16 protein-coding genes are annotated in these 26,365 nt (G+C 37.2%); 9 read left to right on the forward strand and 7 right to left on the reverse strand.

All coding sequences use genetic code 11. The features are described from left to right. Positions 1–59: 59 nt before the first annotated feature. Entirely contained in the window at positions 60–2,435 is a 2,376-nt protein-coding gene (gene ppsA / locus N477_RS00005; protein WP_063364241.1) for a phosphoenolpyruvate synthase, read from the reverse strand. 141 nt (positions 2,436–2,576) lie between these two features. Between ppsA and N477_RS00010 the strand changes: the two genes are divergently transcribed. Continuing rightward, complete coding sequence (locus N477_RS00010; RefSeq protein ID WP_063364240.1) at positions 2,577–3,386, forward strand: pyruvate, water dikinase regulatory protein; 810 nt, start codon at positions 2,577–2,579, stop codon at positions 3,384–3,386. Between the two features lie 26 nt (positions 3,387–3,412). On the opposite strand, the gene N477_RS00015 is transcribed toward N477_RS00010, so the two are convergent. Both N477_RS00015 and N477_RS25840 read right to left on the reverse strand, forming a co-directional pair. After that, positions 3,413–4,768 carry a class II 3-deoxy-7-phosphoheptulonate synthase gene (locus N477_RS00015; protein ID WP_063364239.1) on the reverse strand — a complete coding sequence of 452 codons (1,356 nt, stop codon included), beginning with the start codon at positions 4,766–4,768 and terminating at the stop codon, positions 3,413–3,415. Between the two features lie 2,395 nt (positions 4,769–7,163). Then, positions 7,164–7,379 carry a hypothetical protein gene (locus tag N477_RS25840; protein WP_419555224.1) on the reverse strand — a complete coding sequence of 72 codons (216 nt, stop codon included), beginning with the start codon at positions 7,377–7,379 and terminating at the stop codon, positions 7,164–7,166. A 635-nt stretch (positions 7,380–8,014) separates the two neighbouring features. On the opposite strand from N477_RS25840, the gene N477_RS00020 reads away from it, so the two are divergent. Next, positions 8,015–8,890 (forward strand): DNA replication terminus site-binding protein, encoded by an 876-nt coding sequence (locus tag N477_RS00020; protein ID WP_063364238.1) that lies wholly within the window; start codon positions 8,015–8,017, stop codon positions 8,888–8,890. 48 nt (positions 8,891–8,938) lie between these two features. On the opposite strand, the gene N477_RS00025 is transcribed toward N477_RS00020, so the two are convergent. Then, positions 8,939–10,153 carry a hypothetical protein gene (locus N477_RS00025; RefSeq protein ID WP_063364237.1) on the reverse strand — a complete coding sequence of 405 codons (1,215 nt, stop codon included), beginning with the start codon at positions 10,151–10,153 and terminating at the stop codon, positions 8,939–8,941. A gap of 709 nt (positions 10,154–10,862) precedes the next feature. On the opposite strand from N477_RS00025, the gene N477_RS00030 reads away from it, so the two are divergent. The 6 genes from N477_RS00030 (at position 10,863) to rmuC (ending at position 19,143) form a co-directional block, all read left to right on the forward strand. Beyond that, a complete protein-coding gene (locus N477_RS00030) occupies positions 10,863–12,092 on the forward strand; it encodes an AAA family ATPase (protein WP_063364236.1) in 1,230 nt (409 codons plus the stop codon). A gap of 17 nt (positions 12,093–12,109) precedes the next feature. Beyond that, positions 12,110–13,075 carry a ParB N-terminal domain-containing protein gene (locus N477_RS00035; protein ID WP_063364235.1) on the forward strand — a complete coding sequence of 322 codons (966 nt, stop codon included), beginning with the start codon at positions 12,110–12,112 and terminating at the stop codon, positions 13,073–13,075. Positions 13,076–13,222: 147 nt separating this feature from the next. After that, positions 13,223–16,321 (forward strand): DEAD/DEAH box helicase, encoded by a 3,099-nt coding sequence (locus N477_RS00040; protein ID WP_063364234.1) that lies wholly within the window; start codon positions 13,223–13,225, stop codon positions 16,319–16,321. A 341-nt stretch (positions 16,322–16,662) separates the two neighbouring features. Next, the gene (locus N477_RS00045) at positions 16,663–16,869 is read left to right on the forward strand and encodes a hypothetical protein (protein WP_063364233.1); all 207 of its coding nucleotides are present in this window, start codon (positions 16,663–16,665) and stop codon (positions 16,867–16,869) included. Then, on the forward strand, positions 16,869–17,558 hold the full coding sequence (locus N477_RS00050; RefSeq protein ID WP_063364232.1) for a response regulator: 690 nt from the start codon (positions 16,869–16,871) through the stop codon (positions 17,556–17,558). The genes N477_RS00045 and N477_RS00050 overlap by 1 nt, the downstream gene beginning before the upstream one ends. A 127-nt stretch (positions 17,559–17,685) precedes the next feature. Then, positions 17,686–19,143 carry a DNA recombination protein RmuC gene (gene rmuC, locus N477_RS00055; protein WP_063364231.1) on the forward strand — a complete coding sequence of 486 codons (1,458 nt, stop codon included), beginning with the start codon at positions 17,686–17,688 and terminating at the stop codon, positions 19,141–19,143. 45 nt (positions 19,144–19,188) lie between these two features. Here the strand turns inward: rmuC and N477_RS00060 are convergent, their stop codons facing one another. From N477_RS00060 to N477_RS00070, 3 genes are all read right to left on the reverse strand, one after another. Then, entirely contained in the window at positions 19,189–19,665 is a 477-nt protein-coding gene (locus tag N477_RS00060) for a hypothetical protein (RefSeq protein WP_063364230.1), read from the reverse strand. A gap of 197 nt (positions 19,666–19,862) precedes the next feature. Beyond that, on the reverse strand, positions 19,863–21,899 hold the full coding sequence (locus tag N477_RS00065; RefSeq protein ID WP_063364229.1) for an ATP-binding protein: 2,037 nt from the start codon (positions 21,897–21,899) through the stop codon (positions 19,863–19,865). A 450-nt stretch (positions 21,900–22,349) separates the two neighbouring features. Then, on the reverse strand, positions 22,350–23,954 hold the full coding sequence (locus N477_RS00070) for an isocitrate lyase (RefSeq protein ID WP_063364228.1): 1,605 nt from the start codon (positions 23,952–23,954) through the stop codon (positions 22,350–22,352). Between the two features lie 230 nt (positions 23,955–24,184). Between N477_RS00070 and N477_RS00075 the strand changes: the two genes are divergently transcribed. Further along, on the forward strand, positions 24,185–26,362 hold the full coding sequence (locus N477_RS00075) for a malate synthase G (RefSeq protein ID WP_063364227.1): 2,178 nt from the start codon (positions 24,185–24,187) through the stop codon (positions 26,360–26,362). Positions 26,363–26,365 lie beyond the last annotated feature (3 nt).

Genomic DNA, 26,365 nt, shown 5'->3' on the forward strand with positions numbered 1-26,365 from the left:
TAGACGGTTTTACTAGATGGTATAAAAAAGAGCACCAAGTTTTGGTGCTCTCTCATTAGTTATTTATTGAACTTTTCAGCCAAATATAACCAAGTTTCTAATACTGTATCAGGATTAAGTGATACTGTATCAATGCCCTGCTCTACAAGCCAAGCTGCAAAGTCTTCATGGTCAGATGGGCCTTGGCCACAAATACCAACATACTTGCCTTTCTCTTTAGCAGTTTTTATGGCCATTGAAAGTAGCTTTTTGATAGCCGGGTTTCTTTCATCAAATAAATGTGCAATAAGACCTGAATCTCTATCGAGACCAAGAGTAAGTTGCGTTAAATCATTTGAGCCAATTGAGAAGCCATCAAAATATTCTAAAAACTCATCAGCAAGTAATGCATTTGATGGTAGCTCGCACATCATGATGACTCTTAGTCCGTTTTCTCCGCGCTTTAACCCGTGCTCTTCAAGAAGCTCGATTACTTTAGCTGCTTCTTCAAGTGTTCTTACGAATGGGATCATGATTTCAACATTCGTCAAATCCATTTCATTACGAACGCGTTTGATTGCTTCACACTCTAAAGCAAAACATTCTCTGAAATCTTCCGAGATATATCGAGACGCACCACGGAAGCCAATCATTGGGTTTTCTTCTTCTGGTTCGTATTGTTGACCGCCAATTAAGTTTGCATATTCGTTTGACTTAAAGTCTGACATACGAACAATAACTTTTTCTGGCGCAAATGCCGAACCAAGTGTAGAGATACCTTCAACTAATTTTGCGATGTAAAATTCTACAGGAGAATCATAGCCAGCAATGATTTCATTGATTTCTGCTTTTAATTCATCTGATTGGCTATCAAAATTAATAAGCGCTTTTGGATGTACGCCAATCATTCTGTTAATGATGAATTCCAAACGAGCTAAACCGATACCTGCATGTGGTAACTTTGCAAAGTCAAAAGCTCTGTCAGGGTTGCCCACATTCATCATGATCTTTAATGGTAAATCTGGCATTGAATCAATACGAGATGAAATGACTTCGTACTTTAGTTCGCCTGAGTAAATGTAACCAGTATCACCTTCTGCACAAGAAACAGTTACAGCATCGCCATGTTTTATAGTCGCGGTTGCATTACCACAACCAACAACAGCCGGTATGCCTAATTCACGTGCAATAATTGCTGCGTGACAAGTTCTACCACCGCGATTAGTAACGATAGCTGATGCACGCTTCATGATTGGTTCCCAATCAGGATCGGTCATATCAGTCACAAGTACATCACCCTGTTGTACTTTGTCCATTTCATCAATTGATGAAAGTACTCTTACAACACCGGTACCAATTTTGTGTCCAATGGCTCTGCCTTCGCAAACGATTTCAGACTTCTCTTGAAGTTGGAAACGTTCCATAACGTTTGAATCTTCATTTGAACGAACTGTTTCTGGACGTGCTTGAACAATATATAGCTTGCCATCATTACCGTCTTTTGCCCACTCGATATCCATTGGTCTACCGTAGTGCTTCTCGATAATAACTGCTTGTTTAGCTAACTCCTGAACTTCTTCGTCGGTGATTGAAAACTGGTTCGATAATTGTGGGTCCATGTCCACAATTTCAACTTGTTTACCGTGAGACTCATCAGCTGAGTAAATCATTTGAATTGCTTTAGAACCAATGTTTCTTCTTACAACAGCTGGCTTTCCTTTCGCTAGAGTTGGTTTGTGAACGTAAAATTCATCAGGGTTTACTGCACCTTGAACAACCATTTCACCTAGGCCGTAGCTTGATGTAACAAAAACAACATCTTCAAAACCAGACTCAGTGTCGATAGAGAACATGACACCTGATGATGCTTTATCAGAACGAACCATTCTCTGTATACCTGCAGACAAAGCAACGCCTCTATGATCATAGCCTTGGTGTACACGATAAGAGATAGCACGGTCATTGAAAAGAGAGGCAAAAACGTGTTTGATAGCGACCATTACGGCATCAATACCACGTACATTTAGAAAAGTTTCTTGTTGACCGGCGAATGATGCATCAGGCATATCTTCTGCTGTAGCAGATGATCTTACCGCAAAGGAGACATCATTTTGATCATCGCCATGTAAAGTGGCGTAGGCTTCGCGAATTGCTTTGTCTAATTCTGGTTGGAAGGGAGTGTCGATTACCCATTGTCTGATTTGGCTTCCTACTTTTGCCAATTCATTAACGTCTTCAACGTCAAGGGTGTCTAAAATGGTGTGGATTTTTTCATTGAGTCCAGATTGCTCTAAAAACTCATTAAAAGCTTCTGCTGTGGTTGCGTAACCACCAGGCACTTGTACACCAGCGTTAGCAAGGTTAGATATCATTTCACCTAGAGAAGCGTTTTTACCACCAACTCGAGGTACGTCTTGCATACCCAATTCTTGATACCAGAGAACGTAGTCTTGCACGGAACTGTCTCCAAAAACAAATTGTAATAAATGTGAGAGATTAATTGACCTTCCTTTAGGTCGAAGGCATTCTACAACGGTAAGTATAGCCTCGTAAACCAAGACTTGAAAAAATACTAAAAAAGTAATGAAAAGGTTAAAATGAGAACAGCATTTTATATATCAGATGGCACAGCCATTACAGCAGAAGTTTTTGGGCATGCAACTTTGTCTATGTTTCCTGTTGAATTCGACCATAAGACTTTACCCTTCATAGAATCAGTAGAAAAGGCTTTGGCTATAAAAGCCACAATTGATAGGGTTGCAGAGTCCAGTGGCGAGCCTCCGCTTGTTTTTTTTACTTTCGTGAACCCTGAATTGTCCGATATCATTTTGTCTTCAAAAGGTGTGTGTTATGACTTTTTATCATACGCTAGTGAAATTGTTAAACGCGAATTGAAAGTAAAACCTGTCCCTAAAGTTCACAGAACACATAGTATTCATGAAAAGACATATGACTTTCGTATTTCTGCTGTTAACTATGCGTTAGCCAATGATGATGGCGCTAATATTAAGGACTATGACGAGGCTGATATTATTTTGGTAGGTGTCAGTCGAAGCGGAAAAACACCGGCAAGTCTATATCTCGCGTTACAGTACGGCATCAAAGCGGCAAATTACCCAATAACAGAAGATGATTTAGAAAAAGGTAATTTCCCTAAATTTTTACTTGAGCATAAACATAAGTTATTTGGGCTCACTATTGACCCTGATAGGCTTGCTTCAATTCGTCAAGAGAGAATGGCCAATTCTAAGTATGCTTCAATTAGACAATGTCGTATCGAGGTTCGAGAAGTTGAAATGTTGTTTAAACGCCACAGAACTCCATTTTTGAATTCGACGAAGTTTTCCGTAGAAGAAATATCGGCAAAAATCATCGCCGAAGCAGGTTTGTCAAGAAACAAGTATTAAAAAAGGCCGCGTAAGCGGCCTTATTTTTAAACTCTGTCTCTTGCATCCTTTAGTAGGTCTGCGACTAAGAATCCGAGCTCCAATACCTGATCTGCATTTAATCTTGGATCACATTGTGTTCTATATCTTTGAGCCAAGTCTTCATCTGATAAACCATATGCACCACCAATACATTCTGTGACGTGTTGACCTGTCATTTCGAGATGTACACCTCCAGGATACGTGCCCTCAGATTTGTGTACTGCAAAGAACTGGCTAATTTCACGTAAAATATTATTAAAACTTCTAGTTTTATAACCTGTGCTGGCCTTTTCAGTATTGCCATGCATAGGATCAGATGACCAAACAACATTTCGACCTTCACTTTTTACCTTACGTACAAGGTTCGGCAATTTTTCAGGTAAAACATCAGCACCCATACGAGTGATTAAAGTCAGTCGACCTGGGATATTTTCTGGATTTAGTGCGTCAATTAAGCGGATCAATTCATCAGGGTCCATCCCCGGCCCGACTTTCACACCTATTGGGTTTTTGATTCCACGGAAGAATTCAATATGTGCGTGGTCTAACTGCCTTGTTCTTTCACCTATCCACACAAAATGAGCTGAGCAGTCGTACCAGTCACCTGATAGGTGGTCTCTTCTGGTTAATGCTTGTTCGTAGCCAAGTAAAAGTGCTTCGTGTGATGTATATAAGTGAGTTTCTTTCAAACTAGGTGCAATCGATGCATCAATCCCACATACTTCCATAAACTCAAGTGCGTCTTGAATACGATTTGCCATCTGCTGGAACTTATCACGTAAAGGGTTTGCAGCCACAAAGCTCATATTCCAACGACTCACCTGGTGCAAATCTGCTAATCCACCTTGTGCAAACGCTCTTAAAAGGTTTAGTGTTGACGCACTATGATGATACGCTTTCATCAATCGATTTGGATCAGGGATCCTTGCATCTTCAGTAAACTCAAAATTGTTTATGATATCGCCGCGATAAGACGGTAGAGAGACACCATTAATCGTCTCGTAATCAGATGATCTTGGCTTAGCGTATTGACCTGCCATCCTCGCTATTTTAACAACTGGGCATTTTCCACCGTAAGTTAGTACCACAGCCATCTGTAGTAGTGTTTTAAAAGTATCTCTTATGTTTGTAGCGCTGAAGTCAGCGAAAGATTCAGCACAATCACCGCCCTGCAACAAAAAGGCCTTACCGTTACAAACATCACCAAGGCTTTTATACAAGCTTCTAGTTTCTTCAGCAAACACAAGTGGTGGTGCTGCATTTAATTCTGACTCTACATTATCCAGTATTTTTTTATCTGGATATTCTGGCTGTTGGACAATTGGAAAGTCTCTCCAGCTATCTGGATTCCAAGGTTTCATTTCTCATTCCTCATTAGTTACCTCACAATGCACGTTATCGTATAGGACGGTATGCTTCAAGCACAAATTAGTTAAATTACAAATAAAATTACATATACAAAAACACTAGGAACACATCATACTTATTATTTATGAAATTATAGAAACATCGAACAGAAATTTAGAGAGTTGACAAAGAACTAAATTAAGTAAATTATTACTTTAATTGCTAGAATAGTAAGCCTTTTCTCTCAAGGTTCTCTTCCTTCTCAGATTATATAACCTCATTCTCACTTCTATCTATAAACGCCTGTTTAAACAGCAAACGCTAGTAATGAGTGGACTTATCAAGTATTGTTTTAAACCAAGTTCATGAATCAATGTAAATCTTCTCCCAAAAAATTAGAATATTCCCTTTGGAAATCAAAAGTACGTTAGTTATCTCTGATAATTCATGTCTATAATTTTGCTTAGTAGAAAATCTAATTACCAAAACATTCATTATCGATAGCTTTACTCTGGCAATATAGTTACAAGCTACATTGATCTCATATTGAAAATCACACCGTTCTTTACTTCCTTTTCATTTAAATAAGCAGCTGTGTAGGCCTATTGACTAAAATCAGAGTGAAGCCAGGCAAGTTTCAATCGCAAAGTCTGATCATTTATGAACACGACTTCATCCAGCTTACCTTTCATTGTCATCTAGCAACATCACTGAACAAAATGTAGTTCAGTGTCATTACTCAATTGTATACAGATTAATTTATAATTTTCTTTATCATGCCTACCCTAAGGTTTTACTGTATAGGATTATGCTCGCAGCACATTAAAACCACACTCCTGGAGTTATGTTAAATTGGATCTTTTATATAACTATGCATAAAATCCCCTTCTCCTAATTAAAAATTCAAAAAAGCTTTAAACTTAACCTCATCTTCAACACTTAGAAATATAGCAATCATGATATTTTATAAAAGTTGCTACCTATATTAGACTCCTGGTTGTTATAACCCTTAGATTCTATGAATTAATAATGATTAAACAAAGTGCTGTTCGTTAAAGCTAACTGTTTTCTAGTTACGCTGTTGAGAGTGAAAACTGCAGCGCTTAATTAAAGTTTATTGCACACCTTAAACAGTTTTTTGCTAGAAGTTCCTCCTCCACTATCTTATTCAATTCTAAAATTTGAAAAATACTAGCTGCAATACGCATTTGTGAATAGGACTTTTATTTTCTTACTGAGTATTTTTTTAAGTCATCACATTAGAAAAAATAAAAATAATTAGAAATGATGCTATCGTGCTATTCTTTACTATTTAAAAAGTTACTTATCCGTTCTCATTTTTTTATATATGCCAACAAAGCAGACATTGATTTAGAATCTGGATTGGATCTTTCAGTACTTGATTGATGCTTTAGCTATTGAAAAAAGCTGTATTCGGAATATTTTTAATTTTTTATAAATTGCATTGTAAATCATTGATTAAGATAAAACCCAACTTTAAAGATAGATCTTTAATTTTAGTTATTGCAACTCTCTAGCTTTAGTGTTTAGTTAAATATTTATTTCTTTATAACAGCCCAAACTATCTAGCACCCAAAATTTACTTCTGTTAGTTCTCAGTCCTAATGAATCACATTCAACTTGCAAAAGTAAAAAAACTTATCAATAATAAAAAGGAACACATCATACTATTTTTTTTAAAATTAAATAGAAACACTTTCTTGAAATTAAAAGGTTATCAAAACATACACTCTTCATCGTAATTCACCATAGTAAGATTATGGCAAATTACTAGTTTTTTAATTTTAAAGATAACAACCTCAAAACTTATTAGCCCCACTATTACTTGAATAATTTAGGGTATCTATCTATAATATAGGAACACATCATACTTAAAATTTTGAATATGAATCCATAGCAACTATTATAAAGTTAATAAAAAGAATACCAAAAGCTATATAAGCATATTTTAAATATCAACATATAAAAACTTTAAGATAAGACTCTTTTTAAACTTTCTATTTCTTAGATACAATAATTTAAAGTAACAATTATAAATAACGCCCAACATAACTGGTCAAAATTTAAGCTCCAATCTCATCGTTCACATTTTAAATGCGAAAAAGCTTCCTTCAATATTTTCTAAACCAATTATATTATTAGTAGTCTAGAAGAGCGTTTTTCTAGCTAATTGCGACAAGTTAAAGGGTTTATTTTTTGATTTACCTCTCGTAACCATGAGTAATATTGTTCGGTGAAGTAAATATTTAATTTTTCTATCCGTTATTCAGTCAAACTTTCGATATCAGTAACGATAAAGCCAGTCCTTCTTTTCCTTCAACAATCTCCTTGCCATATGTCTATAGAAATATGCTCATGTACAATATATAGTCGCTCTAACATACGAACCTAGGCTTTTATCTTGGCAAGTAAATCGCGATATCCAAGCACCTTTTTATTGATACTTTGGTAAGCTTTATTTAACACATCGCCTACTTGATAATCCTCAGTAATCGATCGACAAATAGTCTCATAGCTATCTCCTTTTCCTTTTTTATTTGAACCAGTTTTTAAGTCATGTTTCAAATGAAACTTCAGTTCATAAATTATAAGAAGTATGAACAATTGTATATAGTAGACTTTTATAGCTCAGATTATTTTATCGTACGATTTAAAATTCATCGGAGTAAAAATTTTTACTTCATGCATGATATCGATATTACATAGATCAAGTGAACAGCCAATTAAACGCTAACTTTCATCTATTTGTTTAAGATAATTGATTGCTTTGTTTCTAAGCTATTAGTAGTGTTTTTTACTCCGAAATTGTGATTGGTTCTACATTGATTTTATCAAAAAATGATTAACAGCTAAGTTCTGCTCTACTTTGATATATGATGCATTTTCATGTTGTAGTCTTGAAATTTACAAATTTTTACAGACTTATCTATTCCTCAGTTTACCTGAAGTTACATATTTTAAATGTATGGCATTACAACTTATGCTGCATTTTATGATTTTAACCAAATCAATGGTTAAGGTTGTAGATTCATTCTTTGTTATATATAATATAAGGAACACATCATACTAATAAGCTTTTAGAGTTTAAATTTACCAACAAGAAAATATAAAAATACAGTAATCAATGAGTAAGTAAGATGTGTTCTAATATAACTCTCTTTATGAGAAACAATGTAAAACATACAAAAATCAATAAAATTTGCTATAATTATAGGAACACATCTTACTTATATATTTATATGACAACTAAATTTAAATTAAGAAGTCAATTTGATTATCTATTAGACCAAATAAACCTTTTATGTGAAGAGCTTAAAACACATGAAGTTGTAGATAGTTTTTATTATGAACTTCCAGCAATAACTGCTGAAGACGAAAAAAAAGCACCAGAATATATTCAAGTAACTAAACTATCAGGTGAAAAGGCATTCAATAAATGCCTCAGTAGTTATTTGGATTTATTTGTCGGTGATAAAAAAAGTAGTAAAATATTAACTAGGCACCCAGGTTTGATATCTGTAAATGACTTTCAAGGAAAATTGAAAGCACGCATCAGAGAAGTCAACAAGTCAAAAGAAGATTTTAAAAACTTAATTTTGCAAATTAATAGCAACGATGCAAGATTTGATGCTGTACATAATGCAATTCCAAACTTAATAACTTTAGCAGCATATCGGAATATACATTGTGAAGATCAAATCCCCTACTCCGTAAGATTTACGTGGATGAAAAAACATTCAACTCGGACACTTTCAAAGAAACTAGCTCTTGAAATGTTAAGTAAATCGTCAGGATATTCCAACCCAAGAGTTATAGATCAACAAAATTGGTTACAAATTGTAGAGTCTGAAAAAAGAAGAGTCTCAAGTTTAAATGAAAACTCTAAACTAAGAATAAAACGCCCAACAAGAGTAACACCAGAGGTAAATATACGATTCTCAGCTAAAAACAGATACCACGTTAGTGCTGCTTTGCCTTTTATCTTGCTAAACCCACAAAAAGAAACAAAAATTGGAACTTTGCCCGATTATTCAGCAAAAAATATAGATGTTCGAAAGAAAGATTACTCTTATCTTGTAGAGCGTATTTATTTAGAAAACCTGCCTAAGGATTAATAAAGTACAACTTTTAGGTCAATTTAACATAATTGACCTTTTTGAGTATCACTTTTTAACAATTTCTTCTAAAATATCTTCGTCAATGATTTCAGCGGTTTCAACCAATCTTTTCCCACCTTGAATTTCAATGCGTTTATTATGCTTATTCAGCGCTAATATTTCTTCACAAAATTGTGTAGATGGATGCATTTCATACACATAATCTATGATTCGTCCTGTTGATTCATCTTTAACATTCGAAATGTTGTATTCCGAGATGGCACCTTTTTCAATCAAATCTTTCATTGTCGTCGTCATATCTCGACGCAGTGCTTTTAGTTTGTTGTCTGTAATTTCATCTGTAGAGTAAATCGAACCATATTTTTCCATGATAGATAAAAGTCTAAAATGATATGTTTTTCCTGGTGCAGCATAACGCCACAAGTGATACAGACGCAACATCATCCATCTTGACAATCCACGTTTTAATTCTTGTGCACTATTAAAATAGTAACCTTTATACTCAAGATTATCGATCATGTTATGCACAAATGCATTTAAGCAAGCAACACACTTTATATTTCCACCTTGGCCTTTTTTGCCACTAAAGTGCAGTGAAGATAAAAAGTTCATATTTGATTCGTAAAATGAATCATCAACATCATTATTTTTTGTATCTGTAGCACGATATTTAAACGATAACTTTGAACCTTGCAAAGCTTCTAAAGATTCTTTTATTTGAGGGTAAGGCATTGATTGGCCTACAGCTTTTAATTCTTGAGCCAATTCATTCATAGAAAAAATTACGGCATATTGAATACCGGACTTAAAATTGATTTTTACAATTTTTCCTTTTGAGGCCAGACGGATAAGCGCCCTTTCAACTTTTTCTTCTCTATCCGATGGCCAAACCAGAAACTCTGTTTCTTCACCATCTTTTTTACTACTAACAACAGCTGGTGTAATTTTTATTTCACCATCGTATAAAATGCCATCAACTTTTTCGGATATTCTTCTTGTTATAATTGTTTTTTTAGGCGCTTCTTCTAAAGGTAGCTTTTTATAACCCGAACGCACAAAACGACCCCATAGATCGTAATGGTTAAACGTGTTCGAATAAGCTCTTAAGCCATGGTTTGTATTTTCAATTGAAATACGAACATCTTTGTTGTCTGTAAAAAGGGCTAAACTTTCGTTATCTATCGCACTTTCAACACCATGAATTTGACCTCTTAATGAGTCTGGTAGATTATCAACAGAGATGTTTACCTTGCGGCTCATGATTTTTTACTTCCTGATTCTTTCGACAGCTAATAACAACACATTCAAAGGAAAAAGTTAATAATTAAAGTTAGTAAAAATTTGATCTGACTTCAAGTTTTTTCTCAGATCAGTATTTTATCTACTCATGGAGTTTTGTGGATCAATTATTTACCAACTAAGTGTTGTTTTTTTGCTTTTTCTGACCGTTTTAACCAAAAAAGCATAGCATAAAAGCTATTTTTTCTGAGGCTTGTGTATAACAGCAGTTTCATTTAGTAAAGATCTGATCTGTTCATAGTATAGATCAGATCTATAAGTAGTAAATTTCATATATTTGATTTGACCTGTTGATAAATATAGAATTTAAGTTAGTACAAAGCTGATCTTGAAGCCATAAATTGTTAGTTAGTTTGTGGATAAGCTGTACATATTATCAATTACACTTTTAGAGTTAGTATTTTTATGATCTATAAGTATATAAAGATCTGATCTTTACTACGTATTTTGTTGATCTAAAAAAAAAGTATAAAGTTATAAAAAACAACTACTTAAAGTTTAAATCTTACTTCTTAACCTTATATACCTTTATATTTAAACATACTTAACCTCTTTATTTATTCTTAATTTAGTATTCAATAGGTATTTTTTTGAATGTCTATTAATTTCTATGTTTACCTTTTAATTGATGGACATTATAATATTAGACATAAATTTAAGGAATATACGTATGTCTATCAATAGCAATGCACTTTCCACTTATAAATTGTTAAAAGCAACAGCTGAAGTTGCAGAACAATCTTTAGAAGGTCGAATTCAACATTACAGAGCACACCTCAAATCTGAAGATAAAGAACTGCGAACATATACGCAAAAAGCAGCAGCAGATTTGCTAGGTGTAAATAATAGAACTTTAAAACGCCGACACGATCAAGGAGACTTTGATCATTTATCTATCCAAAAAGGTGCCAACGGACATTACGCTTATACATTAAGCAATATATTTGCTATGGCAGAAATACTCGGGATCAAAGCTGATCATAGAGATCCTACAGACAAGCTTCAGGTGCTTGTAATAAATAGTTTGAAGGGTGGGTGTGGTAAAACAACTTCTTTGGTAAACCTTGCGGCTGCGTTAGCGACCACTAATATTAAGAGATATAGAATTGGCATCATTGATCTTGATCCACAAGGATCATCTTCCAGTTTCTTTCCTTCAAATGAACATGATCCGATCACTGTCGGTGATCTTATGAGAGATTGTATTGAATTAGACGAAGGAGAAACTTGGAGTCAATTAGTTGCTGATTCTTTTCAAAAAACACATATACCCAATATTAGAATTTTACCTTCAGGTATGGATGATTTTTATTTTGAGCATGAAACCGCAACAGAATTAAAAGAGTCAAGTAGTTATGAAGAAACGCGGCATTACCACAAGCTAAAGGAACGCGTTATACAGCCAGTAGAAGATGAGTTTGACATTATCCTGATAGACACTGCACCTTCACTTAATTTTATGTTCTACAACGCTCTGATGGCTTCTACGGCGATGCTAATACCTGTTCACCCTGAGGCCGTTGATTTTGATGCAAATAACAAATACTTAAAACGGCTAGGCGAAATTTATCACACTGTTGCTGCACTCGGTCATGAAGGTTGGGATTTTATGCAATTTCTAGTAACGAATTATGTAAAAGGTAACCACTCTCAACGTGATATTGTCAAAGATGTCAGAACAGCTTTTGGTAGACAAGTAATGAGTTATCCAATTAACCATAGTTCTGCGATTACAGCAAGCTCTTCGTCTTTTAATACTATTTTCGATCAGAAAACTTCTGACTCCCTTGCAAGTAGAGAGTCATTGCTTCGGGCACAAGAAAACATCAAAGACGTTGTTGATGAATTAGAAATGTTAATACGCTCAAATTGGTCATCTACACAGTCAAACTTAGATTAAAATAACAGGTTTATATAATGGCTAGAAAACGTAAAAACGATACTCGATTAGATCCTTTTGCAACCCCTGTTGAAAACAGTAGTTTGGATGATTTGCTTGGCAAAGCAAGCGTAGGTGATGTGATCACTATGCCCTCTCCAAGTGATCCACAAAGAATGATCAATTTAAAATGTGAAGTGATCCCTCATTCTAAAATCGACGAAAAAACGGTTGTATTTGGTCAGAATCGTCGAGAACAATCTCTTTTGAGTGAAAAATCGGTCGCTGATATTTTGCCGGCTATTAAAGCTGATGGCAAAAACATGCATCCTGCACTTTGTTGGTCTAGAGGCAATGAAATATTAGTTTTGTCAGGATCTAGAAGGCGTAAAGCTTGCTTATTAGCTGGCGCTGATTATGTTGTGTTAACATCACATGATTTTAACAGTGATGATGCTAAAGCGCTTGCCGTTTCATCCGATCAATATATTGCCCCAAGTCTCTGGGAGTTGGGTAAAGCTTATGATCAGACTCGTCAAAAGTTGATAGAAACAGGTAATAAAGGATCATATCGAGAAATTGCTGCGATCGAAGGTGTTTCTCACACTGCAGTCGCAGATGCTGTTAAAGCATTTAAACATATAGATAAAGAAATTGTTTTACTGTACCCAACACCTAATCATCTTGGCCGAGAAGTTGCAAAAAAGCTGATTAATGCTTGTAAAGATAATCCGGAACAGTTTAGTGCTAAGTTAAAATCGATATCCAACCAATCTTTGTTTGCAGAGCAAATGAGTGACGAAAAACGTGCCATTGAAATAACGAAGTATCTAACAACATTTGAAGTCTCCTCTGCAAATCGTTCAGAATCATTGCTTGAAAATGAATATGTTAAAGTCCAAAGAAGCTTAAATTCCGGTGCGGTGACAGTTAAAATAGATGATAAGGTTTTAACAGACAAACGTTTAGAACAACTTCAGAAACTGTTAAATAGTTTTAATTAGTATGTTGCGGCCTAGATCTTCTAGGCCTTTTTTACACCTTTTGTCATCCAACCAGTCAATTTTTCATAATTTAGTCCCAATTGGCTCTTTAGCTCAAATCAGTAATTTCATATACTGGTCCTTTACGTTTTATTACTTGTTAGAATAATGTCCTCGCAGTTATCTAAAGAGCAACTATTAGCTTTATTTGAAGAAATTAAACAGGAACAGTCTTCTCAGTTTCCTTTGTCTGATCGCTTTTTGAAGCAGTATTTTAATTCTGCCATGTTAGCGAAAGCTAAAGAGTATCTAAATGATGATCAAATATCTTTTTTGGAACACAGTGAAGACTTCTCAAAAATAGATGCTCAAGTTTTAGGTAATTTTGGTAATACCTTTACACAGCATATTAAGATTGAGCTTGTTAAGGGAGCACCTTCTGTCGAGGCGCAATGTTCTTGTTCTAATAACCCTAAATGCCGACATATAGCTGCTGTGTTGCTAAAGTTAAAAGTTGAACACTCAGGTGGGTTTGGTGAATCTTTCTTAGTCAACGACTGGTTCAACGAGCTATCTTCTTTGCAACAATCTTCTGATTTGAATGCTTCAAATGTGTTGTTATTTGTCTTGGAACATAGAGGTAACGAAGTTTTACTCAACCCTAAGATGTCACCACACAAACCTGATGGGCATTACCCTCTCGGTCGAGTGCTGAGTGAGAAGCAACTCAACGCGCATGTTCCGCCTAAAGATATTTTAGAAAGTGACTATCGCTTATTTAGCTGGGTGAGGTCACAAAATACGCCTGGTCATTTTGAGTTGTCAGGTAAGTGGGGATTCGCAGCGTTACAGCAGCTGACAGCTACGAAACGCTGCTTCTTTGGCAATAGCCGTAAACCACTACAATTTGGCCATATGCAGCACTTGGATTTTTCATGGCAGAATGAAAGCGATAGTTTTAAGCTTGTTAGTCATTTGTCTGATGTAGAGCAATGGTTGCTAATTAAGTCTGATCCACCTGTTTATCTTGATACTGAAAACATGCTGCTAGGGCGAATTGAGTCGGAATTAAGTGCGCAGGAAATCGCTCATTTGCATACAATGCCCAGTATTCAGAAAGATAAAATCGAAGCGGTCATTAAACGCTTTCAAGATATCTTCGCAGATAATGTTATACCGCCACCGCAAGGCTATGAGCAGCTAATTGACAAAGATAAGTTGGTTGCCAAATTGTCTGTTAACGATGGCGAGTATACGCACTTACAATTGACGTTGTTTAATTCTGCCCAAAAGTATTCGACAGAAAAGCAGCTTAATCGCTGTGAAAAAATGCTGTTAGGCCTTGGCTTCGAAGCACAAAGTGAAGGCTTTAAATTGCCAGTAGAAGATGAAGTTTCTCATCATTGGTATAACTGTGAAGTTCGCCCTTACTTGCAAAGAAAGATGTGGCAAGTTGAGGAAATTCATCAAACCAAAAAAGTGTTAGTACCTAAGGTTACTCTTCAACTTAAACGTGATAAAAAACATCATGTTATTGGTAAGGTAATGTTTGATGACAGGCAAATTCTTCTCGACTGGGATAAAGCGCCTTGTCATGAGGTCAACTCAATTGCGAATGTCTTTCAGTACATTCAAATTGCACAGCAGTACTATGCTGTCTCTAAAGACGTTTATGAAGAATTGCTACTGCTAAAATCACGCTTTAGCTATTATTTATCTAGTTCCCAATTTAAATTCCCTTTGTCGTATGCCAAGCGCTTGTTTGAGTTAGATGCAGTGGAGAGCGTCTCTGATGATGTTCGCCTCTTGGACTACCTTAGTGAGCTAAACAAACCAATTAACGACAACGAGTCATTATTAGGCGGCAGCCAAGAGAGGTTTACGTTAAGAGACTATCAGCTACAAGGCGTAAGTTGGTTGAAGTTTCTTAACCGTCATCAATTGGGGGGGATATTGGCAGATGACATGGGACTAGGTAAGACTCTGCAAGTTATCGCCTATTTCATCTCGCAACATAACACCTTGGTGACAAAACCTTCTTTAATTGTTTGTCCGACCTCTCTTGTTGGAAATTGGCAAAACGAATTTAAGAAGTTTGCACCACATTTGCCCGTTTTAACGGTGCATGGCAGTAATCGAGATAAGCAGCTCAACCAAGTTGCTAATGCACGGTTTATCATTACAACATATCCTTTATTAAAACGAGATCTCGCTCATTATTCAGAGTTACAGTTTGACTCTATAGTACTTGATGAAGCGCAGTACATTAAGAACGAGACTGCTCAAATTTCAAAATGTGTAAAACAATTATCAGCTGAGTTTAAGCTGTGTATGAGTGGTACACCGGTTGAAAATAATTTAATGGAGCTTAAGTCTTTACTTGATTTTGTTATGCCAGATGTACTTGGTACTAAACAACAATTCAAGCAAAACTTTCAACTTCCCATTGAAAAAGATCGAGACAGCAAGCGCGCCAAAGAACTCCAATCCCTAATTGCACCATTTATTTTACGTCGAACCAAATCAGAAGTTGTTCGTGAACTACCTGCGAAAACCGAACTTATTAAAAAGCTTGAGTTCATGCCTGAACAAGCGTCTTTGTATCAACACGTGCAAGGCCAGATAGAGAGCAGTTTAATTGACTTATTTAAAGAGCAAGGCGTTGAAAGTAGTAAGCTGGTATTTTTAGATGCGCTGCTTAAACTGAGGCAAATTTGTTGTCATCCTGAGCTTGTTGATAAAGCCGGAGCATATCAACAAAGTGCTAAATTTAAGTGGTTAGAAGAGCACTTACCTATCTTGTTAAAAGAAGGCCGCAAGATCATTATTTTTAGTCAGTTTACCACTGTACTGGATATGATCTCCTCGCTTTGCAATGAGATTGAAATTCCTTTCACCATGCTCACTGGACAAACTAGACAAAGGGACAAGGCAATTGCACGCTTTACTGAGGGTGAAGTGGATGTCTTTTTAATTTCACTCAAAGCAGGTGGAACAGGTTTGAATTTAACACAAGCAGATACAGTGATCCATTTTGACCCATGGTGGAACCCTGCTGTTGAGAATCAAGCAACTGACAGAGCGTATCGTATTGGCCAAGATAAACCTGTATTTGTATACAAGTTGATTGTAGCGAACTCAATTGAGCAGAAGGTATATCAAATGCAAAAAGATAAGCAGGCCTTAGTGGATGCTTTGTTTGCTGATACAGGTGTCAATTTGAATGAGTTTAATGAAGCACAAATGCTCGAATTGATAAAAAATTAAAATTTTTTTGAACTAACTCAAATAAGGCGTGTCTATTTAATTGCACATTGTGAGCTTACATTCAGCAATGAGCACATGTTGATTTCCCCCTTATTAATTACATTTACGTATTTGTAATAACCAGCTCAATTGAGCTGGTTTTTCTTTTTATGTGGCTTTGTAATAAAACATACTTGGTGTAATAAAACATACTTGGTGTAATAAAACATACTTGGTGTAATACAGTGTAATGGCATTTGCCTTCATTTATTGCTTTGTTCCACATTTGATCCACATTCTTTCACTTTAATACACTCATAGGAAAACGAAAACCAAATGAATTGGACTAAAGGTGGGTTATTATGTTGTGCTATGAAAATACGATTTCGCAGTTAAACTTTATTGAACCACAATCGCTGTGCGACTATGATCTCATTAATGAAGTTGCAAGTTCTGAAGACTTGACGAGTATTTTAACGACTTTGCTCTTTGATGATACGCTTTCAGCAAATCTTAAAAAGCAGGTAAAAAAGCAACTGCGAGTATTAAAAGCTAACAAGAGAAACTAATGGAAGACAAAAACCACATTTTGATCGTCGAAGATGACTTTGATATTGCAGAACAAGTTATGCTGTTTTTCAAGGCTTCAGGCTTTGAGATAACACACATTGCCGACGGTGCAGACGTGGTTGACTGGGTGCGAGAAAACAGCCCAGATGCTATTTTGATGGATATAATGTTGCCCAATCAAGATGGTGTTGAGTGTATGAAACAGATTCGCGAATTTTCTATGGTGCCCATAGTCATGCTCACTGCGAAAGTATCTGAGGCCGATCGACTTAAAGGTCTTGAGTATGGTGCAGATGACTATGTTTGTAAGCCTTTTAGCGCGGCTGAGCTGGTCATGCGTATCAAAGCGATATTGCGTCGTTGCAGTGCTCCGCAGACTTCAGAAGCACCAGACATTGAGGTGAATGAGTCACAATTATTGGTTTCTCTAAAAGGGCAATCCTTAAGCTTAACTAAAGTTGAGTTTGATGTTTTTGCGATGCTTTACAATGCGCCAAATCGTGTCTTTTCACGTCAGCAAATTCTTGATCATATACAACCAGATAATTTTGATATCTCTGATCGTGTTATCGATAGCCATATAAAAAATATACGTAAAAAGATTAAAAACATCGAGATATCACCAAAAATTGTTGAATCAGTTTATGGTGCTGGTTATCGATTCAACGAGCAGCATATTAACAGCTAATTCCCCTTTCCTACGGGTGCTATCATCTGCTGGCACCTATTTTTATTCTATATATCTCTTGGTTATCAGTGCTTAAAACTCCACTCTAAGGTATGATTTAACAAGAATTAATTGTTAGAGTCACACTATGCTTTTAAGTGGTTTTTCTGCCCTGAGTTGGCAAACCATATTGGTACTTTTAGGCTTAGGTACCACGATATCCAGTATTGGCTTTTTTATTATTATCCACCTGTCAAAACAAAAATCACGGACACTGCATGAAATGTCCCAGGCAAAAATCGATGCACTTCAGCAGGCCCATGATGAACTTAAAGACAACCTAAATGCGGCGCAGCAACTTCAGCTAAAAACCCACGGAGAGGCTCAGCAATATCAGGCAAGGCTTGCAGAGAAACATGCTCAAGTTAAAGAGTATTACGGTTTGTGGCAGCAGGCTCAAAATAAAGCACAACAATCTCAAGAGGAAGCGCACCAACTGGCACTCCAGCTGACAGATATGGAAGCTAAACTTACTGAAAAGCAACTAGCATTTGACGCGCAAATTGCGCAGTTAGAGCAGGCTAAAAACACGCTTAAACAAGAGTTTGAGAATGTAGCAAGTAAGCTATTTGAAGAGAAGAGTCAGCAATTTGCCCGCCATAGTCAGGAAAAAATTCAAACAATCCTGAGTCCTGTTCAGGGGGAAATTAAAGGTTTCCGAGACAAAATGGAAGCGATCCACAGTGAAGAATTAAAGCAAAGAGCGGCCTTAAAAACAGAGCTACTTCACTTACAAGCTAACAACCAAGCCATGACGGATCAAGCAAGCAAACTGACGACGGCATTGCAGGGACAAACTAAAACCCAAGGTAATTGGGGTGAGTTAATGCTGGAAAATGTGTTAGATAGTGCGGGGTTAAGGCCTGGGTATGATTATAAGCGTGAAGTCAGTTTCACCACATCAGAGGGAAAATACCGCCCTGATGTCATCGTGTATTTACCACAAAGCCGCCATTTGGTTGTGGATGCGAAAACATCTTTGAATGCGTACACAAGATATGTCAATGCACAGGACGAGGTATCGGCACAGCAAGCAATAAAAGAACATGTAGGTGCGGTGAAAGCAAGGGTTAAAGAGCTGGGCGATAAGTCTTACGAACGTTTGCCAGGACTGAACTCGCCAGAAGTTGTGATCATGTTTATCCCTGTTGAATCTGCTTTTGTAGAAGCAATTAAATACGAGCCTGATATTTATCAGTATGCTTTAGAAAATAAAGTACTCGTAGCCACCCCTACTACTCTGCTAACGAGCTTGAATATCGTTAAACAGCTTTGGCGCTTCGAAGAACAAAGCAAACACAGCAAAGAACTGGCACTCAGAGCCGAAAAATTTTATAACAAGCTCAATAGCTTTTTACATAGCCTTGAAGGTGTTGGCAAGCAGCTTGATAAAGCACAAGAGACCTACGATAAAGCGGTTGGACAACTGTATACTGGAAAAGGGAACTTAATTAAGCAAGCTTCTGAATTCAAAGAGCTAGGGGTTTCGGTCACCAAAGAGCTGCCAGAAGAAATGCTTGAAAAGGCGAAGTTAGAACTAAAGTAATAGGCACAAAAAAAGGGCTTTCGCCCTTTTTATTTATTGCTTAATTTATCTTGTACACAGCGCATAATCGCCATTTCTTGGCTTATCAGAGTAAAGGTAGATAAAGAGTGAGTTATTTTTCACATCATTCCATACGGTACTCTTTGGATGTGGACAAAGAGATTGCTTTATATAGCTTTTAATTTCGGTGCTGGTCATAGCTAATGGTGTTGGGATTTGAACAAAAACATTCAATTCACCGTCGTTGAAATTGATACGACTTAGCTTCCAGCTACCCATCATGTATTGCTTAGAAAAATAGCGGTCAATACGAGTTTGGGCATCGTGACTTATTTCAGCATGTACAACAGAATGTGGCTTATTGTCTACCCAGTAGTTCCATGCTGAAGCCAAAATGATAAATCCAGCTAGCAGCAAAGACCAAAAAGGTAATACATTTTTTTTAGGTCGTACTTTATTCCTATGCCTTTTTCTCTCGGCAATTTTGACCCAATCATTGTGTTTCATTGTACGCTGTGTCATAAGTAAATTCCTCCCGTTCATGTTGCTTATTAAAACAGGGCAATGTGGATAAAAAATGGATCAAAATGGAAGTTATAGTGCTCGGATCAGTTGGTGTGATAAATTTATAAAACTAGTACTTTAGGATTGATTTGTTTTTTGCTTACAAGATTAAAAAAGCCACGATTTTGAATAAGTGGCTTTTTCTCGGTCATGTTTTACTTAAGTGGTAAAGCGATTGAGATATCCAATCCGCCAAGATTACTGCGTTTTATATCAATGCTTCCCGACATGAGCTCTACTAAGCTTTTGCAAATCGAAAGACCTAAACCAGACCCGCCGGTTGCCCTGCTTCGAGAGCTCTCAACACGATATAATCGCTCAAACAGTTTTGGGAGCTCTTCGTCTGTTACTGTTGGTGACGAGTCTTCAATTTGTATATTGAGATGATGTTTATCTTGATACATTTTAAATACCACTTTTCCTGGACTGTCTGTGTATAAACACGTGTTCTTACACAAGTTATCGACAACCCTATCTAGTTTGGGTTTATCGATATTGATAGTCGAACCTTCAGGAATGCTGATTTCACTGCTAAATGTTAAGGCGTGGTTTTCAGTCATGCGTTTAATATCATAACTATAATTTTGCGATAAAGTTTGAACGCATTGGATTTGCTGGTTTAAAGCAATTGCATTGTTCTCCGCTTGAGAAAGTTGATATACATCGGTTATCAAAGAGTTTAGCTGAGATATTTTTTCGTTGATTTTGCCATAAGCCTTATTATTATCTTCAAACAAGCCATGCTCGAGTGCTTCTATATGTAGCTTTAAGACACTCAGTGGTGTTCTGAGTTCATGAGAGATATCAGCAAGCATTTTTTCTTTTTGTTTTAAATTTTGCTGGTAAAGCTTTGCTGCTAGGTTCGCACTTCGGTGCTTAATAAAGTAGATATAGGTTAAAAGTAAGCATATAAACAACGCTGATAGTCCCGCTATTAACCATGACTTTTGCATAAGCTTGGTATGTTTTAGCTCACTTTGCGCAAGAGCCTTTTCTTTTTCTGAGACTTCGAGCTGTTGTCGCTGTACTAGGCTACTTATGCTATTACGATAGGCTTCTGCCTTTTGATTATTGAACTCTTCTCCAATTGCTTTGTTGAAATTAAATGCTTGATAAATATGCTTGTATGCTAGCTCCAAATCACCATTTTGGTGAGCGAGATCGGCGGAGACCTCGTGAAAATAAATTGCCAATGGGCTATGGTGCTCTGAGTTAATAAGCTTTTGCAACTCTTGAATATAGTTTTTAGCTATATGAGGTTGTTTTAGATACAAATAGGCTTGGGATACGCTTATATGTGCATAGATCATCTGTATTTGGCTTTGTGCTTTTTTTGCAAAATCTAGGCTCAGATGTGCATTGATAAGTGCAGCATCTCCTTGTTCTAATTCTATATAGCTGCTAGCAAGCATGTGATAGGCACGCGATAAACTCTCATTTGCGTTGGTCTGTTTCAAGTATTTCAGTGCATCATATATATTATCAATAGCGACTTGATGGTTATTCTTTTTAAAAGATACTTGGGATAGACGCAATGCACTGTCTGCTATAGCCACAATATTTCCATCTTTTTTGTCTTCACCTAACGCCCAACGGAAAAATATTTCTGCCTGATCATAATCATCAAGCCTGACCGAAATATCACCTAAATTATAAAAGTTACTCGCTTTGATACTGTGATTATTACTATCTTTTAAGTAACTTTGTGCCTTTAACTGAAACTGCATTGCTTGCGCTAATTCACTTCTATGATCAGACAATGTACCTAAATTACTGTATGCCAGACCTATAAGTGTTTTGTCATTCAGCTCTTGAGCGGCTTTTAAGGCCTTATAATAATGTTCTTCCGCTTCTTCAAGCCGCGACATGCGACGATAGTTAATGCCTTTTTCATTATTAATCGTGCGTATTAACTGAGTATCTAAATAATGATTCTGCTCAATGTGGTTAAGGGTCGATATAGCTTTCTCGAACAGTCCTTGCTTTCGATAGATTTCGGCTTGAATTAATAACACTTCCAATGCTTTGTCTTGAGATAAATTTTCTAATTGCCAAGGTTCAATCAAGTCCAAAGCAATTTGATATTTCCCTTGCTTTTCAAGTTGCTTTAATTCATCAATATCTATACTTGCTGAGGCTGTATTGGTAGATAATATGCAAGTTAAAAGCAAAGGTACGAATATTTTTTTCATATTTTTTCAAGTTAAATCAAGACGGTTGCATCCTATGCAACAAATGTGTGACAAATATGGATCATGTAAAGGGGGTTTACAGGGAATGAGTAAGTAAAATTGTGCTCTAAGCTTTAATGCGTTAGTAAAATTATGATTTAGCAAAGAAAACAGTTAGTAAAAAGTAGATCTCGAGGGGTAGGCATAGTTGGTAAAAATTTGCTTTATAATGACAGTGATAAGGTAATTGTTGTTATTCACTGAGTAATTGAGCGATTTAATGACTTATTTTGGGTTAAAAATTGACATGTTACTCAAATTTATACTTTAGATCTGTATTGAGCATGCACGCTAGTATATTTCTGATCTGTATATGGGCTAGTAAGTAAAAGTGTGATCTAACTGCTGCTTGATTTAATAAAGATGTGATGTAGAAAAGGGCCCAGCAGGCCCAAGTTGGGATTAAACTATTTAAAATTGATTCATCGTATTGGCTTCACCACCCGCTTTAAGCGCATTGTCTCCGCTAAAGTACTCTTTATGCGTATCACCAATATTAGAACCCGCCAAGTCTTGGTGTTTGACTGAAGCTTGCTCTCGGCGTATCTCCTGTCTTTGAACATCTCTGACATATGCCAGCATACCTAAGTCACCAAAATACCCCTCTGCGAGAATATCAGTGCTAAGTGCTACAGTATGGTAGGTTGGTAAAGTAATTAGATGATGGAATATACCAGCATGAGTCGCGCCATCTAGCTGGAAGCTTTTTACTTTTTCATCGGCTATTTTTGCCAGCTCAGTTGAATCTAGCTCTGGTGCCATGAGTGCTTGCGGGTCAAGTGATGGGTCTGGGTAAGATGATAGATCTTTGCCTTGTGACTTGAGTGCCTCGTAAGCTTGTTCACGGAATTTCAATGTCCAATTAAAAGACGGAGAATTGTTATATACTAACTTGGCGTTAGGTACTTGCTCTCTAATACGATTCACAAGCTCAGCGATTTGCTCAACGTTAGGTTTTTCAGTTTCAATCCAAAGTAGGTCAGCGCCGGCTTGCAAACTAGTGACACAATCCAATACAACTCTGTCTTTTTCAGTGCCTTCTTTAAACTGGTATAGGCCATTGCCTAGACGCACTGGTTTTTGTAGTTGGCCATTTAGTTTTATTGCCATATCCCCATCTTGTAATTGGTCTATGTCATGAATGACTTGTGTATCCAAAAATGCGGTGTATTGACTAGCGATGTCCCCCGCTTCTTTAGAGACAGGGATTTTTTGCGTTAAGCTTGCACCCAGAGAGTCTGTTCTGGCGACAATAATGCCATCTTCAACACCGAGCTCTAAAAATGCATATCGCACAGCATTGATTTTTGACAAAAAGTCTTCGTGTGGCACGGTCACTTTACCAGCTTGGTGGCCACATTGTTTGGCATCTGAGACTTGGTTTTCAATTTGGATTGCACAAGCGCCCGCTTCTATCATTTGTTTCGCTAATAAGTAGGTCGCTTCCTCGTTACCAAATCCTGCATCGATATCAGCAATAATTGGCACAATATGCGTTTCAAAGTTATCTATCTGAGACTGTAATTGACTCGTATCTTGACCTTTTGCTTTAGCATCATCGAGTGCCTTGTACAAATGGTCGAGTTCTCTCGCATCAGCTTGCTTTAAAAATGTATAAATCTCTTCAATTAATTTAGGCACCGCGGTTTTTTCGTGCATGCTTTGGTCAGGTAAGGGGCCAAATTCAGAACGCAGCGCAGCGACCATCCAGCCACTAAGATAGACATAAGCACCCTTTGTTGTTTTTTGGTGCCTTTTAATTGCCATCATCATCTGTTGTGCAGTAAAGCCATGCCAGCAGCCAAGAGATTGCGTATATTGTTTTGGGTCTGCGTCATAGCGAGCCATGTCTTCACGCATGATTTTGGCGGTGTACTTGGCAATATCTAGCCCTGTTTTGAAGCGGTTTTGCAAGTGCATTCTGCTGGCATATTCAGGGTTAATAGATTGCCAGTTATGATCTTTGGTTGTACATAGGGTAGTAAAGCGGTCAATTTGAGACTGATAATTGCTCATGATAAATATCCTTCGAACGAGTTGTACACTAAATTAAAGTGGTTGTGCCAAAGCGTTTGTGTGAGAGTTGCTGCGGCTTAATTAAACACTAGAACGGCTTTTAAAATTTTTTAAATTTATAGTTGTTATTGTCAGTATATTTATTATGAATGGCTTAAGGGGTTTGTTTTTGGACAAATTGCTTTATTTTTGAATAACCCGTTCAAAAAAATTGCACTAGGAACATAGCTATGAATGCAACTGTGAAACAGGCAGGGCTGACTATTGATGCTGACTTTTATGACTTTGTAGATCAGGAGCTACTTGATGGTTTATCAATAAGCTCTGATGCTTTTTGGCAAGGTTTAGCAAGTATTGTGACCAAGCTCTCACCAAAGAACCATGCTTTGCTCGATAAGCGCGATAAACTGCAAGCCCAGATAGATAATTACCATGTTCAAAACCCAGTTTGGGGTGCTAAAAAGTATCGGACATTTTTAGAATCGATAGGCTACCTTTTACCTCAGCCTCAAGACTTTCAAATAACGACTGAAGTATCTGAGCCGGAAATTGCCCACGTTGCGGCACCGCAACTCGTGGTACCTGTGAACAACGCGCGTTTTGCATTAAATGCCGCCAATGCAAGGTGGGGATCTTTGTATGATGCGCTTTATGGGACTGATTTAATTAGCGAAGAGGATGGTGCTGAAAAGGGCAGTAAATATAACCCTGTACGTGGCTTTAAAGTAATGGCCTATGCAAGGCAGTTACTCGATAAAGTACTGCCTCTGAGCGCAGGCTCTCACATAGAAAGTACCCATTATGGCATAGTTAATGGAGCATTAATCGTCACTTTAAATGATAGTCGCCAAGTGCAGCTTGCAAGCCCATCTCAATTGATAGGTTTTCAGGGGCAGTTGCAAAATCCAGCTGTGATCTTAGTGAAACATCATGGGTTGCACATTGAGATCTGTATTGATCATGATGATCCGATCGGGAAAGTCGATAAGGCAGGGATTAAAGACGTTATGTTGGAGTCTGCACTGACCACGATTATGGATTGTGAAGACTCAGTGGCAGCCGTTGATGCTGAAGATAAGGTTTTGGTATACCGAAACTGGCTAGGTTTAAACAAGGGCAACCTTGCTTTGCACTTTGAAAAAAATGGCGAGCAAATAACTCGAAGTTTAAGTGAGGATAGGGACTATCATGCCATTGATGGGTCGTTATTGACTTTGAGCGGACGAGCCATGATGTTTGTTCGAAATGTTGGGCATTTAATGACAACGCCTGCCGTTTTTGATGCGGATGGCAATGAAGTGTATGAAGGTATTTTGGATGCCGTTGTAACCTCGACCGCAGCGCTTCATGATTTACAGGGAAATAGTCCTTATAAAAATAGTAAAACAGCCAGCATTAATATAGTGAAGCCTAAAATGCATGGACCGGAGGAAGTTGCTTTTACTGCTGAATTATTTGACCAAGTAGAGCACATGCTTGGATTACCTGAAAATACCATAAAAATGGGGATCATGGATGAGGAGCGTCGCACATCGGTGAATTTAAAAGCGTGTATTGAGGCCGCTAAGGCGCGTGTTGTATTTATCAATACCGGATTTTTAGATCGAACAGGTGATGAAATTCATACTTCAATGCTTGCAGGTGCTGTGAAGCCTAAGGAAGATATCAAAGCCCAACCTTGGATCTCTGCATATGAGCGACAGAATGTCGAAGTCGGATTAGCCTGCGGATTTAAAGGTCGCGCTCAAATTGGTAAAGGTATGTGGCCCAAGCCTGACGAAATGGCAAACATGATGAATGCAAAAGGGGCGCAATTAGAAGCTGGCGCAAGCACTGCTTGGGTGCCCTCCCCGACCGCTGCAACACTTCATTCAATTCATTATCATGAAATAGATGTTCAGGCATTACAAAACACCTTGCTCAATCATCAAAGTCATTGTTTAGATGCATTACTCACGCCTCCTTTACTACAAGACAATATGCCTCTATCTCTCTCTGATATACAAGCAGAGCTGGACAATAATATTCAAGGTATATTGGGATATGTGGTGCGCTGGATTGATCAAGGAATAGGGTGTTCAAAAGTACCTGATATATTTCATGTTGGATTAATGGAAGATAGAGCGACATTAAGGATTTCCAGCCAACACATTGCCAATTGGTTGGAACATCAAATATGTACTCAAGAGCAGGTGCTGGCGACATTTGTGAAAATGGCGAGTGTGGTCGACAGTCAAAATAGCCATGATCCCAATTACGTCCCCATGTGTACAGATGGTCACCCAAATTCAAATAATCTCGCATACCAAGCTGCCGTTTCGCTTGTACTTGAAGGAAAGCAACAACCTAATGGCTACACGGAACCCCTGTTACATTATTATCGTAGACTGAAAAAACAGACTCATTAATCT

Origin of the sequence: Pseudoalteromonas luteoviolacea H33-S (genome assembly GCF_001625695.1) — a bacterium.
Lineage (GTDB): Bacteria > Pseudomonadota > Gammaproteobacteria > Enterobacterales > Alteromonadaceae > Pseudoalteromonas > Pseudoalteromonas luteoviolacea_B.